The sequence below is a fragment of the Sphingorhabdus buctiana genome (genome assembly GCF_042680825.1).
In the GTDB taxonomy this organism is placed as follows: Bacteria; Pseudomonadota; Alphaproteobacteria; order Sphingomonadales; family Sphingomonadaceae; genus Sphingorhabdus_B; species Sphingorhabdus_B buctiana.
On record NZ_JBHUEL010000004.1, the window covers coordinates 68,572 to 83,487 of the forward strand.

The 14,916-nt window shown below is 56.3% G+C and carries 14 protein-coding genes; 9 read left to right on the top strand and 5 right to left on the bottom strand.

The annotated features are described in order from the left end of the window. The first annotated feature begins 22 nt into the window (after positions 1-22). The 4 genes from ACFSAG_RS05440 to ACFSAG_RS05455 all read left to right on the top strand — a co-directional run bounded on the left by ACFSAG_RS05440 (position 23) and on the right by ACFSAG_RS05455 (position 1,476). Positions 23-391 carry a phage holin family protein gene (locus tag ACFSAG_RS05440; protein WP_374611183.1) on the top strand — a complete coding sequence of 123 codons (369 nt, stop codon included), beginning with the start codon at positions 23-25 and terminating at the stop codon, positions 389-391. Further along, complete coding sequence (locus ACFSAG_RS05445) at positions 381-692, top strand: hypothetical protein (protein ID WP_381512204.1); 312 nt, start codon at positions 381-383, stop codon at positions 690-692. The genes ACFSAG_RS05440 and ACFSAG_RS05445 overlap by 11 nt, the downstream gene beginning before the upstream one ends. Then, the gene (locus ACFSAG_RS05450) at positions 689-1,174 is read left to right on the top strand and encodes a hypothetical protein (RefSeq protein ID WP_381512207.1); all 486 of its coding nucleotides are present in this window, start codon (positions 689-691) and stop codon (positions 1,172-1,174) included. The genes ACFSAG_RS05445 and ACFSAG_RS05450 overlap by 4 nt, the downstream gene beginning before the upstream one ends. 83 nt (positions 1,175-1,257) lie before the next feature. After that, positions 1,258-1,476, top strand: a complete 219-nt coding sequence (locus tag ACFSAG_RS05455) for a DUF4170 domain-containing protein (protein ID WP_298603778.1) — start codon at positions 1,258-1,260, stop codon at positions 1,474-1,476. A gap of 16 nt (positions 1,477-1,492) precedes the next feature. Here the strand turns inward: ACFSAG_RS05455 and ACFSAG_RS05460 are convergent, their stop codons facing one another. From ACFSAG_RS05460 to carA, 4 genes are all read right to left on the bottom strand, one after another. Continuing rightward, positions 1,493-2,134 carry a rhomboid family intramembrane serine protease gene (locus ACFSAG_RS05460; protein WP_381512210.1) on the bottom strand — a complete coding sequence of 214 codons (642 nt, stop codon included), beginning with the start codon at positions 2,132-2,134 and terminating at the stop codon, positions 1,493-1,495. Between the two features lie 26 nt (positions 2,135-2,160). Next, positions 2,161-2,637 (bottom strand): transcription elongation factor GreA, encoded by a 477-nt coding sequence (gene greA / locus ACFSAG_RS05465; protein ID WP_374611191.1) that lies wholly within the window; start codon positions 2,635-2,637, stop codon positions 2,161-2,163. A gap of 81 nt (positions 2,638-2,718) precedes the next feature. Continuing rightward, the gene (gene carB / locus ACFSAG_RS05470) at positions 2,719-6,072 is read right to left on the bottom strand and encodes a carbamoyl-phosphate synthase large subunit (RefSeq protein ID WP_381512214.1); all 3,354 of its coding nucleotides are present in this window, start codon (positions 6,070-6,072) and stop codon (positions 2,719-2,721) included. Between the two features lie 3 nt (positions 6,073-6,075). Continuing rightward, positions 6,076-7,233 (bottom strand): glutamine-hydrolyzing carbamoyl-phosphate synthase small subunit, encoded by a 1,158-nt coding sequence (gene carA / locus ACFSAG_RS05475; protein WP_381512217.1) that lies wholly within the window; start codon positions 7,231-7,233, stop codon positions 6,076-6,078. 142 nt (positions 7,234-7,375) lie between these two features. Between carA and ACFSAG_RS05480 the strand changes: the two genes are divergently transcribed. From ACFSAG_RS05480 to ACFSAG_RS05500, 5 genes are all read left to right on the top strand, one after another. Beyond that, positions 7,376-7,828: a GatB/YqeY domain-containing protein gene (locus ACFSAG_RS05480; RefSeq protein WP_381512219.1), complete on the top strand. Its 453-nt coding sequence runs from the start codon at positions 7,376-7,378 to the stop codon at positions 7,826-7,828. Positions 7,829-7,840: 12 nt separating this feature from the next. Continuing rightward, positions 7,841-9,694, top strand: coding sequence for a DNA primase (gene dnaG, locus ACFSAG_RS05485; protein ID WP_381512222.1), 1,854 nt, complete (start codon positions 7,841-7,843; stop codon positions 9,692-9,694). 39 nt (positions 9,695-9,733) lie between these two features. Beyond that, the gene (rpoD, locus tag ACFSAG_RS05490) at positions 9,734-11,743 is read left to right on the top strand and encodes an RNA polymerase sigma factor RpoD (RefSeq protein WP_374611730.1); all 2,010 of its coding nucleotides are present in this window, start codon (positions 9,734-9,736) and stop codon (positions 11,741-11,743) included. Positions 11,744-11,855: 112 nt separating this feature from the next. Further along, complete coding sequence (locus ACFSAG_RS05495; protein WP_381512224.1) at positions 11,856-12,551, top strand: DUF6975 family protein; 696 nt, start codon at positions 11,856-11,858, stop codon at positions 12,549-12,551. A gap of 85 nt (positions 12,552-12,636) precedes the next feature. Beyond that, positions 12,637-13,482, top strand: coding sequence for an AAA family ATPase (locus ACFSAG_RS05500; RefSeq protein WP_374611202.1), 846 nt, complete (start codon positions 12,637-12,639; stop codon positions 13,480-13,482). Between the two features lie 2 nt (positions 13,483-13,484). Here the strand turns inward: ACFSAG_RS05500 and ACFSAG_RS05505 are convergent, their stop codons facing one another. Further along, entirely contained in the window at positions 13,485-14,882 is a 1,398-nt protein-coding gene (locus ACFSAG_RS05505; RefSeq protein WP_381512227.1) for a methyl-accepting chemotaxis protein, read from the bottom strand. Between the last annotated feature and the right edge of the window lie 34 nt (positions 14,883-14,916).

Sequence of the window (14,916 nt, forward strand, 5' to 3'; positions counted from 1 at the left end):
ACCCGGGTAAGACGGGGGAGTGATGGATAAAGACACCTCTCCCGTTGAAATCGAGCATCCTTCTCCGACCGAACAGGTGCGGACTTTGGTAGACGATGTCCGTGCGCTGGCCGCGGCCGAAATCGACTATGCCAAAGCACGCCTCAGCTATAGCGGCGGCATATTACGCAAGGCGGGTATCTGGGCATTTCTTGCGATTTTCTTCCTCTCTGGCGCCATCGTGGCACTGATCCTCGGCTTGCTGCTTATCCTGTCGCAATATGTTGGGCCTTGGATTGCAACTTTATTGGTGGTGATCGGTTTTGCTCTTGCTGCCTGGGGTGCCGCGCTTGCCGCGCGCCGGACAGCGAACAACCTGAAGTTCGATAGCGAAGAAGACAATGCTGCCTGAACGCGAAGAGATATTGCAACGCGACCGTACCCGTAAAGCGATGCGGCAATCGTTGATGGCGGATATCGAACAGGCCAAGATCGACCTTCATCCGCGCACCATTGGTGCCCGCTGGACTGCAAAGCAAAAGGCACGCTTTGTAAAGACCGGAGAAGCAGCAAAGCAAAACATTACAAAAAATGCACCGCTCGTCGGGATTGCCGGACTTGCTGTATTGCTATTTGCCGCACGGCGACCCATTTCGGACTGGATACAGCGCCTGCAAACGGGCGCGCCGAATGACGAAAGTGATGAAGAATGAGCAAGCTGGCCGATAATCTGAAGACTGCGACTGGCAGTGCCCGTGAAACCATCGCTCACGCGGGTACAACCGCAAAACGCAAGGTCGCTGTCGCTGCAGAAAAAGGCAAGCTCGCCGCCACACGCAGCGTTGAGAGTTCAAAAGAACTCGCCAAGAAAGCTGGTAAAGTTTCGAACGAAGGCATTGAGAAAAATCCGCTCGCAATCGTCGCAGGTGGCATCGCAATCGGTGCCATTATCGGCATGCTGTTGCCCAAGACCGAGCGCGAAAAGAAGGTTCTCGGAAAGGCCGGCAAGGTCATTAATGACACCGCGGTCCGTGCTGCAAACGCTGCGAAAGATGCCGGTAAAGCCAAGGTAGCCGAAGTCGGCCTTGGTTCCGATGCAATACGCGATCAATTCCGTGATCTCGTCAGCAAGGCGAGCGAAGCGGTGAAAGCTGCAGGCCAAGCTGCTGCAAAGGAAGCGCAAAAGCGCGATTAATTCGCGCTAGCATTTCGCTGTCTGAAACGCTAAGGGCGCCGCCAAGCCGTAACGGCACCCTCTCTCAGACAAGGAAAGCAACAATGGCCCAGGCCAAATTGCATCTCGTTTTTGGCGGACGCGTGAAAGATCCGCAAACGCTCGATTTCTGTGAACTCGACAAGCTCGATATTGTCGGAATTTTTGCCGATTATGCCGAGGCCGAAGAAGCTTGGCGCGGCGCGGCCCAGCGTACAGTTGACGATGCCGAAATGAAATATGTAGTCGTTCACCTGCACAAATTGCTCGAGCCGGAACAATAAAGCGAAAAATCCTGCGTCAGGCGTTGCGATAACGCCAGTTTAACAGGGGCCAGGTCAACAGTAATCCGGCAATGAAACCGCCGATATGCGCCCATATCGCGATATTCACACCAATACCGGGCCCCACAAAACCCATCATCAGGTTGAAGGCAATCCACGCTGCCAAAAGCTGCAGTGAATGGATGAGTTTACCCGAAACAGCACCCCAGGCCTTGGGCCGGTTGCGCGGGAACAGCTGCATATGCGATGCGAACAACGCCGAAATCGCTCCGCTGGCTCCGACAACCGGAACCGCTGATTGGGGATCGCTAGCAAATTGGGTCAAGGCCGCTGCAAAAATTCCGGCTGCGTAGATAATCGCAATACCTTTGCTGCCCAATACGCGTTCCAGATTGGCACCGACCATCAACAACATCAGCATGTTGAGCGCAACATGCAGTATTCCGCCGTGCAGAAAGGCTGAGCTGATTGGTGTTAGCCATGCAGGCAACATGTAGCCAACGTCACCAAAGACGGCATCTCCCATCGAAAAACGTGCCGGTATCAACGCACCCGCGATCGTCAGCGGTTCGTAAAGTCCAGGGATAAGCATGATGACCGCAACCACGATGTTGATCGCGGCAATTGTCTTGGTAACGGGCCCGGCGGCTATCTGCATCGCCTATCCCTGCCAGAAATCGGGTATCAAATGAACTCGATCTTCTCGACGAGGTAATATTTGTCGCCAGAAGGAACAGTCACTTCCACCTCGTCATCGACCTGACGTCCGATAAGAGCCCGGCCAAGCGGTGAGTTATAGCTGATACGGCCTTTCTTGGCGTCAGCCTCGGCTTCGCCAACGACCTGGTACTTCACCGGCTTATCGTCTTCGTCGAGCAAGGTGACGGTCGCGCCAAACACGATCTTGTCGCCCGAGAGCGTCGTCGGATCGATAATCTGAGCACGGCTGATCTTGTCTTCGATGTCTGCAATGGCTGCCTCAACCTGGCCCTGGCGTTCCTTTGCAGCGTGATATTCGGCATTTTCCGAAAGGTCGCCATGCGCGCGCGCTTCTTCGATAGCATCGATGATGGTGGGGCGCTCTTCGCGCAGCCGTTTGAGGTCAGCAGTCAGCTTTTCAAAGCCCTCAGCCAACATCGGCATCTTGTCCATCGTCGCCATGCTATTCGTCTTCCTTCGGTCAAAAACTCTCTCGGGGCTGGAAGGCCAGCCCACAATTTTTCAGCAATATGGGGAGTGCTGTTACCTCTTATGATAGTCCTGAAGCGTGCAAACTTCAAGTTTTTTCGCTTTTAGGGCCTCGATGGCCTGCGCCGAAGCCAATGATGCACTTGCCGTGGTGAAGTAACTCACCTTGTTCACAAGCGCCGAACGGCGGATATCTTCGCTATCCTTCAACGATTGCCAACCTTCGGTTGTATTGAATACCAGCGCGATTTCGCCATCGATGATCTTGTCGACGATATGCGGCCGCCCTTGGGCAACCTTGTTGACGCGTTCGACTTCGATCCCCTGCTCTTGCAAATAATCGGCGGTTCCACCCGTCGCACAGACAGAAAATCCGAGTTCGATAACCTTTTGCACGGCAGGCACGATGTGCGGCTTGTCGCTGTCTTTCACCGAAACGAACAATTTGCCCGATTGTGGCAGGCTCATTCCCGCTCCGAGCTGTGCCTTGGCGAATGCCGTGGCGAAATCCTTGGCGATACCCATGACTTCGCCGGTCGATTTCATTTCGGGGCTGAGCACCGGATCGACGCCGGGGAAACGGTTGAACGGGAAGACTGCTTCCTTGACCGCGATATAATCGATGTCGAGGTTGATTTCGGGAAGGTCTTTCAGCTTCTCCCCCGCCATCACGCGGGCAGCGATCTTCGCAATCGGCGCGCCGATAGCCTTGGCAACAAAGGGCACGGTGCGCGAAGCGCGCGGGTTCACCTCGATCAGGTAAACCTGTCCGTCCTTTACTGCAAACTGGGCATTCATCAGGCCTGTGACCTTCAGATTGCGCGCAAGCAATTCGGCCTGACGGCGGATTTCGGCAACTATTTCCGCAGGCAGGCTGTACGGCGGCAGAGTGCAGGCGCTATCGCCGGAATGGACACCGGCTTCTTCGATATGCTGCAGGATTCCGGCCACTACGACGTCATCACCATCAGCCACACAATCGACATCCACCTCGACCGCATCGCGCAGATAGCGGTCGATCAGCACCGGGCTGTCGCCCGAAACGCGCACAGCGGTTTCGATATAGTTTTCGAGCTGCGCCTGCGTGTCGACAATCTCCATCGCCCGGCCACCGAGGACATAGCTAGGCCGCATCAGCACCGGATAACCGATGGTTTCGGCAACCTTGATTGCTTCTTCGCGGCTGCGTGCAATGCCGTTTTCGGGCTGCTTCAGCTTCAGCTTGTTGATCAACGCAGCGAAGCGCTCGCGATCCTCAGCAAGGTCGATTGCATCTGGCGATGTGCCGAGGATCGGGATGCCTGCATCCTCCAACGCCTTTGCCAAGTTAAGCGGAGTCTGCCCGCCAAACTGCACGATAACGCCCTTCAACTTGCCTTTTTGCTGCTCGACATGCAGGATTTCGAGAACATCTTCGGCGGTCAGCGGTTCGAAATAGAGGCGGTCGCTGGTATCATAGTCGGTCGAAACCGTTTCCGGATTGCAGTTGACCATGATCGTCTCATAGCCGGCTTCCTCGAGCGCAAAGCAGGCATGGACGCAGCAATAGTCAAACTCGATCCCCTGCCCGATGCGGTTCGGACCACCACCGAGGATGACAACCTTTTCACGGTCGCTGGGCTGTGCCTCGCATTCGGGCTCGCCAAAAGTGGGAGCTTCATAGGTTGAATACATGTAAGGCGTTTTCGCCTCAAACTCCGCCGCGCAAGTATCGATGCGCTTAAACACCGGGCGCACACCGAGTTTGTGACGTGCCTTGCGCACTTCGGCCTCGGTAATTCCGCCCGTCATCGCGACAATCGCATCGCGGATCAGGCCGGAACCGCGACGGATGGCGCTCTCCATTCCCGGGCGGACATGCGCGGATTCGAGCGCGAGGAAGGCAAGCCGCTTGTCACTGAAGCCCATGGCTTTCAGGCGGCGCATCCCCTCGGCATCTTGCGGAATACCATTGGTTTTGACCTCTTCCTCAGCCGCGACGATTTCCGCCATGCGCTCAAGGAACCAGGGATCGAATTTGGAATATTGGTGCACCTCGGCAACCGACATGCCTTCACGCAATGCTTGGGCCGCGACCAGCAGCCTGTCGGGCGTCGCCCGCGTCAACGCGGCGGCCAACTCGTCCTTCGGCGCGCCGCGCAGTTCGTCGACATAGTTGAAGCCCGACAGCCCGGTTTCGAGCCCGCGCAGCGCCTTTTGCATCGATTCATGGATGTTGCGACCGATCGCCATCACTTCGCCGACCGATTTCATCGCCGTCGAGAGCAGCGGTTCCGATCCTTTGAATTTTTCAAAGGCAAAACGCGGGATTTTAGTGACGACATAGTCAATCGTCGGCTCGAATGAAGCGGGTGTCGCACCGGTGATGTCATTGTCGATTTCATCGAGGGTGTAACCCACCGCCAGCTTGGCCGCTACCTTGGCGATCGGGAAGCCGGTGGCCTTGGAGGCCAGCGCCGAACTACGCGACACACGTGGGTTCATTTCGATCACGATCAGGCGGCCATCCTTCGGATTGACTGCGAACTGTACGTTCGAACCACCTGTTTCAACACCGATTTCACGCAGCGTCGCGATGCTCGCATTGCGCATGATCTGATATTCTTTGTCGGTCAGTGTCAACGCTGGCGCGACGGTTATCGAGTCGCCGGTATGCACACCCATCGGATCGACATTTTCGATCGAGCAGATGATGATGGCATTGTCCTTTTTATCACGGACAACCTCCATCTCATATTCTTTCCAACCAAGAAGCGATTCCTCGATCAGCACCTCGGTTGTCGGGCTGGCATCAAGGCCGCCATTGACGATCTGGATGAACTCGTCACGATTATAGGCAATCCCGCCACCGGTGCCACCCATCGTAAAGCTGGGGCGGATGATTGCCGGCAAACCGGTGCGTTCGAGCACGGTCAGCGCTTCTTCGAGTGTGTGGGCGATGCCCGACCGCGCGGATTCAAGGCCGATCTTGTCCATCGCGTTGCGGAATTTGATGCGATCCTCGGCCTTGTCGATGGCTTCGGCAGTCGCGCCGATCATTTCGACATCAAATTTCGCCAGCGTGCCATTGGCCTCCAGCGCAAGCGCCGTGTTCAGTGCAGTCTGCCCGCCCATGGTGGGAAGCACCGCCATTTTCTCGTGCGGATATTTGGCGCGTTCGGTTTCGATGATCTTTGCGACCACTTCGGGTGTGATCGGCTCGACATAGGTGGAACCATTTTCGCCGACCATTTCCGGGTCGGTCATGATTGTCGCCGGGTTGGAGTTGACGAGGATGATGCGATAACCCTCCTCACGCAGCGCCTTGCAAGCCTGCGTTCCCGAATAGTCAAATTCGCACGCCTGGCCGATAATGATCGGACCTGCGCCAATGATGAGGATTGATTGGATGTCTGTTCTTTTGGGCATAAATTAACTCATCATCCCCGCGAATTTTTCGAACAGGTAATGGCTGTCCTGCGGGCCGGGGCTCGCCTCGGGGTGATATTGCACGCTAAAGGCGGGCTGATCGGTGAGTTCGAAACCGCAATTGCTGCCGTCGAACAGGCTCGTGTGTGTTGCGCGAGCGTTGGCGGGAAGCGTATCGGCATCAACCGCAAAGCCGTGGTTCATGCTGGTAATCTCTACCGCGCCGTCGGACAGCCGCTTCACTGGATGGTTCGCACCGCGATGGCCCTGGTGCATCTTCTCGGTCTTCGCACCGACGGCCAATGCCAGCATCTGGTGGCCAAGGCAGATGCCGAATAGCGGCTTTTTGGTTTCGAGCCACGCCTTGATCACCGGCACCGCATATTCGCCCGTCGCTGCAGGATCGCCGGGGCCATTTGACAGGAACAGGCCATCGGGCTGGTGCGCCATAATGTCTTCAAAACTCGCATAGGCCGGAACAACCGTGACATCGCAACCCGCGTCGACAAGGTTGCGCAGGATGTTGCGCTTGATGCCATAATCGATTGCGACAACCTTCTTGCTGCCCTTTGCGGGTGTGCCATAGCCCTGCCCCAGCTTCCAAAGACCGCCTTCCCAACCATAGGTCTGCAACGTTGTAACATCCTTGGCGAGGTCCATGCCCTCCAGCCCTGGCCAAGCCTTTGCTTGCGCCAGCAGAGCGGGGATATCGAATTTGCCGTTGGCGCTGTGCGCAATCACTGCGTTGGGCGCTCCCTGCAAACGAATGAGACGGGTCAGAGCGCGGGTATCAACGCCCGATAGCCCTATCCGCCCATTCGCCGCCATCCAATCACGGAAATGCTGGGTGGCGCGGAAATTTGACGGGTTGGTCACATCCTGTCGGACAATCGCACCCAAGGCATGCGGGTTGGTCGCCTCAATATCCTCAGGGTTTGTGCCTACATTGCCGATATGCGGAAAGGTGAAGTTTATGATCTGCCCGGCATAGCTCGGGTCGGTCATTACTTCCTGATAGCCAGTCATGGCAGTGTTGAAGCAGACTTCACCGACGGCACTGCCCTCGGCACCAAATCCCCTGCCCCAAATCACTTCGCCACTGGCTAAAACCAATACGCCTGTCGCTCCGGTACGCGCGCGCGTAGTGGTAGGGTCAGCCATAGTGGCGGTCCTTTTTCAATAGAGGTTCTGGCGATGTCGCTAAGGCACCGCGCCTAGAGCCGAGGCAGCCGAAGGTCAATCTATTAAAATCGGAAAGTTGTGGCTAAGGAGGCCGCTTCCTCATTTTCAAAGAAATCGGAACATGATTCGAGACAATATCAAGGCCGCGCAGGTTGCGGCGATGAAGGCTGGCGAGAAAGACAGGCTGGCAGCGGTGCGCCTGATCCTCGCCAAATTGAAGGACCGCGATATCGAACTGCGCACCTCGGCCAATGTGCCCAATGATGACGCAGTCGTGGTCGAAGTACTGCAAAAGATGGTCAAGCAGCGCCGCGAATCGATTGCTCTCTATGAACAGGGTGGTCGACAGGAATTGGCCGATGTCGAAAAGGCCGAGCTTGCGGTTATCGAAACCTTCCTGCCTGCGCAGATGGACGAGGCGGCGACCGCCGCTGCTATCGAAGCTATCAAGGCAGAGGTTGGCGCGAGCAGCGTCAAGGATATGGGCCGCGTGATGGCTATCCTTAAGGAACGTCACGGCACACAGCTTGATATGAGCAAGGCAAGCGCGCTGGTGAAGGCCGCGCTTTCCTGACATAAGGGCTGTATGAGCCTTACACCGCAATGGTTGGATGAACTGCGCGCGCGAACAACGCTTTCCGCGTTGATCGGGCGCAGCATCAAGGTGACCAAGGCAGGGCGGGAGTACAAGGCCTGCTGCCCCTTCCATAATGAAAAGACGCCCAGCTTCACGATCAACGATGAAAAGGGCTTTTACCATTGCTTCGGCTGTGGCGCGCATGGCGACGCCATTCGCTGGATGACTGACCAGCGTGGCCTGTCTTTCATGGATGCGGTCAAGGAACTGGCCGATGCGGCGGGGATGCAGGTCCCTGCCCCCGATCCACGGGCGGCTGCCAAGGCCGAGCGTGCCAATACTTTGTACGACGTCATGGCAGCCGCTCAGCAATGGTTTGTCGCGCAGTTCCAAGGGCTGGAAGGGGCCGAGGCGCGTGCCTATTGCGAACAGCGCGGTTTGAAGCCTGAGACGATCAAAGCATTTGGCATCGGCTTTGCGCCGGATAGCCGGGGCAAGCTCAAAGAAGCCCTCAAAGATTTCGGCATCGACAAGCTGGTCGAGGCGGGCCTGCTGATAGCTGTCGACGATAAGGAGCCCTATGACCGGTTCCGAGGGCGCCTGATGATCCCGATCCGCGATCCGCGCGGCCGGGTCATTGCCTTTGGTGGTCGTATCTTGGGGGTGGGTGAGCCCAAATATCTCAATTCCCCCGACACGCCTTTGTTCGATAAAGGCCGCACACTTTACAATCTCGACAAGGCATCGGCGGCTTCACGCGCGTCGAACAGGGTGATTGTAGTCGAGGGCTATATGGATGCCATTGCCCTCGCCCAGGCAGGCTTTGGCGAAGCGGTGGCTCCATTGGGAACAGCCCTTACCGAGCAGCAGATTTCGATGCTTTGGCGAATGGTGCCTAAACCGTTGTTATGCTTCGACGGCGACGCAGCTGGGCAAAAAGCAGCTTTCCGCGCGGCGCAGTGCGCGCTTGGCGGGTTGAAACCGGGCCATAGCCTCGAATTCGTGACTTTGCCCGAAGGTCAGGACCCCGACGATCTGGTCCGCAGCGCGGGGCCCAGGGCATTTACCGAACTGCTCGAAAAATCTGAGCCATTGGTCGAGAAGCTCTGGAAGACCGAACTTGCAACCGGACCGGTCGCAACTCCTGAAGATCGGGCGGGTTTCAAACAGCGTCTGGGTATCCACGTTGCCAATATCGCAGATGCCGAGATCCGAAGGCACTATGCCGATGCATTTCGGGAGCGTTTCGACGCCCTGTTCAGCCGACCTGCCCAGCCTTATCGCCCCGCGCCGCAACGAAAAGGGCCGTGGCGGCCGAACACGCCGCCGCCTGCGACACACGAAGCCAAAACAATAGGCAGTCAAGGGACAGACATATTGGTCCGCGGTGTTCTCACGGCGCTGCTGCGCGACCCATCGCAAATCATCCGTCATCAGGAGGCGCTGGCCGGCTTTGTCCCTCGCGATCCGGGCCATGCACGGCTGCTGTCAGCCATGCTCGATTCGGCGCTTTTGAACAGCGGCAAAGAAACACTTGATAGTGGCGCCTTCCTTACCATATTAGGGGATGATCTGTATAATATGGCTCAAGCCTTGTTGCAGGGCGACGGAACAGCATTCGGCTTCAACCGTTTATCAGGCGACAAGGAACTGGCTGGGGCACAAGCCTTCAGGCAGCTGGATGAAGCAATCCGGTTGATGAAGCAGCGGCCCGAGTTAGAAGCAGCACTGCAAAGGGCGACCGAATTGGCGAGTAGCGATCTCAACGAAGCCAATTATGCCGAGCAACAGCGGCTGCGACAGGAAAAACAGGAATTTGACATGCGTCTGGCTGCGCTGTTGCAGCGCGAAGACGTTTTGTAAGAGCGACGGGGAAACAGAAACTTGGCTACGCAACCTGAAATGGAAGATGGCGCAGGCGGCGATGCACCGCTGATCGATCTCAACGATGCGCAGGTGAAGAAGCTGCTCGCGAAGGCGAAGCGGCGCGGCTACCTGACCTATGATGAATTGAACGAAGCCCTTCCACAGGATCAGATGTCGTCCGAGCAGATTGAGGATATCATGTCCGCAATCAACGACATGGGCGTGCAGATCGTCGAAAGCGACGAAGCTGGAGAAGACGGCGAAGAACGCGATGATGATGACGGCGAAACCGTCGATCACATTTCCGAAAACGACCCCCGTTCACTGACGTCGACAGTCAAAAAAACCGGAACCGGTGATCGCACCGACGATCCCGTGCGCATGTATCTGCGCGAAATGGGCGCCGTCGAACTGCTGAGCCGCGAAGGTGAAATCGCGATTGCCAAGCGCATCGAAGCTGGCCGCGACACCATGATCCTTGGCCTGTGCGAAAGCCCGATCACTTTCCACGCGATCATCGAATGGTCGAATGCGCTGAACAATGGCGAGATGCAGCTGCGCGAGATCCTCGATCTCGACGCGATGCTTTCGAAAGAGCCAGCGCCCGAAAGCCTCTCTGAAGATGGCGAAGACGATGATGATGGCGAAATCAGCGAAGCCACCGCCGGTCCCTCTTACAAGGAAGAAGAGGATATTGAGGAAGAAGCCAGCGCTGATGAAGACGAAGACGATCTGACCGAACGTCGCGCCCGTCCTGTCGAAGAGGAAGAGGAGGACAACACCCTCAGCCTCGCGCAGATGGAAGAAGCCTTGAAGCCTGCTGCTTTGGAGCGTTTTGCGACCATCACCAGCCTGTTCAAGCAATTTTCGAAAATCCAGAACGAGCGCATGGTGGCAATGTCTTCCAGCGGCGAATTCCCCAAGGCTTCGGAAAACAAATATCAAAAGCTTCGTGAAGACCTGACCGCGGAAGTCGAAAGCGTCCAGTTCCACGCCAACAAGATCGAATATCTTGTCGACCAGCTCTATTCGTTCAACCGTCGCCTGACCGCGCTTGGCGGCCAGATGCTGCGCCTTGCCGAGCGTCATAAAGTTCCGCGCAAGGATTTCCTCGACCGCTATATGGGCCACGAGCTTGACGAGGGATGGCTCGAAAGCGTTGCCGGTCTCGACAAAAAATGGGCAAAGTTCGCGGAAAACGAAATCGATGCCGTTGAGCGTATCCGTGGCGAGATCGCTGATATCGCCGCCAACACCGGCATGAGCCTCAATGAATTCCGTCGCATCGTGAACATGGTGCAAAAGGGCGAGCGCGAGGCACGTATAGCGAAGAAGGAAATGGTTGAGGCCAACCTGCGCCTCGTGATTTCGATCGCAAAGAAATACACCAATCGCGGCCTGCAGTTCCTCGACCTCATCCAGGAAGGCAATATCGGTCTGATGAAGGCGGTCGATAAGTTCGAATATCGCCGTGGATATAAGTTCAGTACCTATGCCACTTGGTGGATCCGGCAGGCGATTACCCGCTCGATCGCTGACCAGGCGCGCACCATCCGTATTCCGGTGCACATGATCGAAACGATCAACAAGCTGGTCCGCTGCAGTCGCCAGTTCCTGCACGAACAAGGTCGCGAGCCGACGCCGGAAGAAATGGCCGAGCGCCTTTCGATGCCGCTCGAAAAGGTTCGCAAGGTGATGAAAATCGCCAAGGAACCGATCTCTCTCGAAACGCCGATCGGTGACGAAGAAGATTCGCATCTTGGTGACTTCATCGAAGACAAGAATGCGATCATTCCAGTAGATGCCGCGATCCAGGCCAACCTCAAGGAAACGGTCACCCGCGTGCTTGCCAGCCTGACGCCGCGTGAAGAACGCGTTTTGCGTATGCGTTTCGGCATCGGGATGAACACCGACCACACACTTGAGGAAGTTGGCCAGCAATTCTCGGTCACGCGTGAGCGTATCCGTCAGATCGAAGCCAAGGCCTTGCGGAAGCTCAAGCATCCTTCGCGTTCGCGCAAGATGCGCTCGTTCCTCGATCAGTAAGAATTTGCGCCAGCCTGAATCTCGGGCTGGCGTAAACTTCCCGTTTAGGTTTTATTGATATTTCCGGCACCTAGCACCGTCTGAACTGTTCAGCGGCTAGCCGGAGTGCGCGATGGGACTACTCGCCAGTAACGAACTGGATTTCGGAACAAATTTTATCGAAACCGCTGCCCAGCAGGGTTGCGGCCCGATTGTCGCGCCTTTGGCAGAGTTTCTCGAGAAAAGCGGTACAACCCAGGATCTGCGATCACAGGTAAGGATTTGCCGCCCAGCGTTGGTCGCTGATATCGCACATTTCATGAATGTCTGTTTCGGACGTTTCCCCGGAATCATCGAACATGCGGGGCAAAAGATTGTCGCCCAAGAGGCGCGTGAATGGCTGGCACAGTCAATCGATGCCTTTGCTCTCGAACGCACTTTCCTTAACCGCCTTCACATCGCAGCAGGCCCCGTCCACCGACAGATCGGCCAAAATCGCGTCAACGCGCTGATTGATGGCCAAAGCCGCAGCATGGAAATGCTTGCAACGTCAGACCGCGAAGGATGCGCTGCCGGCGCTGCAATGGCATTTGCGCTCGATTGGCTTGAGTCGAGGCCTTTGCTGGATAAGGTGGCCATGATCGTGGGAATCGAAGCGCCACCCTGCTTCCTTCCCCGACCCAGCGCGACAGCAACGCTAGCCCGGAACATGTCCGTCAATCCACCAATACATCGCGCGATGGTTTTCGGCCGTGACCAGATGCTGGCGCAGCAGCGCGGGCTTTGGCAGATCATTGCAGCCCGCCACACGGCCCTGCTGAACGAATAAACCGCCACCATCTTCACAAAAGCCTGTTGCAATGGAGCAGCGTGCTGCTTAACGGTTAATCGAATGATTAAACCGGGGAAGAAATATGCGTTTTGACGGCACACAGAATTATGTTGCCACCGATGATTTGAAGGTGGCTGTGAACGCGGCTGTGAAGCTGCGCCGCCCATTACTTGTCAAAGGCGAACCCGGAACCGGCAAGACCGTGCTGGCGCAGGAAATCGCGAAAGCGATGGATGCACCGCTGATCGAATGGAATATCAAATCCACCACCAAGGCGCATCAGGGCCTGTATGAATATGATGCGGTTGCACGTTTGCGCGACAGCCAGCTTGGCGATGAGCGCGTTCATGACATTCGCAACTACATCAAACGCGGCAAATTGTGGGAAGCGTTCACATCGGAAAAGCTGCCGGTTTTGCTGATCGACGAAATCGACAAGGCCGATATCGAGTTTCCGAACGACCTGTTGCAAGAACTCGATCGCATGGAGTTCTACGTTTACGAAACGCACGAAACCGTGGCTGCGAAAGAGCGCCCGATTGTAGTAATCACTTCGAACAACGAAAAAGAACTGCCGGATGCATTCCTGCGCCGCTGCTTCTTTCACTACATCAAGTTCCCTGAACGGGATACAATGCAGGCGATCATCGACGTCCATTTCCCCGGCATTCAGAAGATGCTGGTGTCGAAAGCCATGGATATTTTCTACGACATTCGCGAAGTACCGGGCCTCAAGAAAAAGCCCTCGACAAGCGAACTGCTCGACTGGCTGAAACTGTTGCTCCACGAAGACATGCCGCTGGATGTCTTGCAAAACCGCGATCCGACCAAGGCTATCCCGCCGCTTCACGGCGCGCTTCTCAAGAATGAGCAAGACGTGATGCTGTTTGAGCGACTGGCCTTCATGGCGCGCCGCCAAGGCAACTGACTTTAAAGAATATAGGCTATTTCAAGGTCGCCCCATCGGCGGCCTTGAAAATGCATCGGCACATACACATTCCGAACTACCGCCGAATCCCGGTTCCCGCCCTGGGACGATGCACCCGTGTGCCTGTACACCGCCATCATGTAATCCTGCTCGCTAGCCTTGGCGATCTTGTCGATTCCCTCATCATTGAACACGCGGCCATTGCGGCAAAAGCGCGTGTCATGGGCAAGATCCCCCGTCGGCTGTAGCGAGAACTCGCTCAAATGTGTCGGCAGGAATCCTGTTCGACTGGTGCACACCACCGTCAATATTTCAGGACGCAATGCTTTGGTCTGATCGAAGAATGGCCGCCAGTTTGCATCTGCCCAGCTTGTCAGGCTGGAAGTGAAGCGCGGCGGGTTGCTTCCCGGTACCAACTCAAGATTCTCATCGAAAAGCTGGTCTATACCCAACGCACCCGAAGCGATTGCCCGCTCCGTCAAAGCGACAACCTCGTCCCTTTTTTCCAGTGCCAGTTGGACGAATTCGCTGTCCGCTTTGGACATCCCACTGTGCACAATTTTGTCGAACATCCGGTTTGCCCGCATTTCGAGTTCATTCAGTTCACTGTGGGCCAGTTGCAGCCGTTCGTGCATCACGTCATTTGCCATCGAAACGGCAAGTCGGACATTGCGGGATTCCGACAACCCCTTGTTAATCGCCGCGGTATTTTCCGCGATCTCGCTGGTGCGCTCATCAACTTGGCCGACAATCTGGCTAAGACCGCCGAGCAGCTCTTCCATGTTCGCAAACTGTGCTTTGGCTACATCACTACCCTTAATGCCTGCATCGATATCGACCACCAGCTTTTCAGCTTCGGTTGCAAGCGAGTTGACCGTTCCCGTGATTTCAACGGCTGCCGCCCGCGAATCTAGAGCAAGTTTTTTGACCTCGGCAGCAACGACCGCGAATGTTTGCCCGGCCTGACCCGCCTTTTGCGCTTCTATGGCGGCATTGAGCGCGAGCATGTTGGTGGTGCGGGCAATGTTGTCGATGGATTGTGAAGCTCGCTTCACCTGATCCATAGCCGCTGCAAATCCGGCGATATGGTTGCCGAGGCGATTAATCAGCTCCACCATCTCGGCAAAGCCAGCAATCGACGATTCTATAGTGGAATTGCCCGCTTCAAGCTTTTCCCTTGCGGCATCGGACAGTTCGCGCGCTTCTTCGGTCGCTTGCGTGACACTCTCTATTTCGCTCGCCAGCTTGTCTGTGATTGTTTCAAGCGCACCATGCTCCCGCCGCAGATCGTCGGCTGCCCTTGCTGCCAGCTCAAGTGTGCCCGCTGTGTCGGAGCAATCGACAGCTACATCGCCGCATAATTTGGCGGCTTCATCGATCCATTTGTTGGTCTGCAACACGCCTATACCCGTTTATCAATCTGAATTTGTGCTG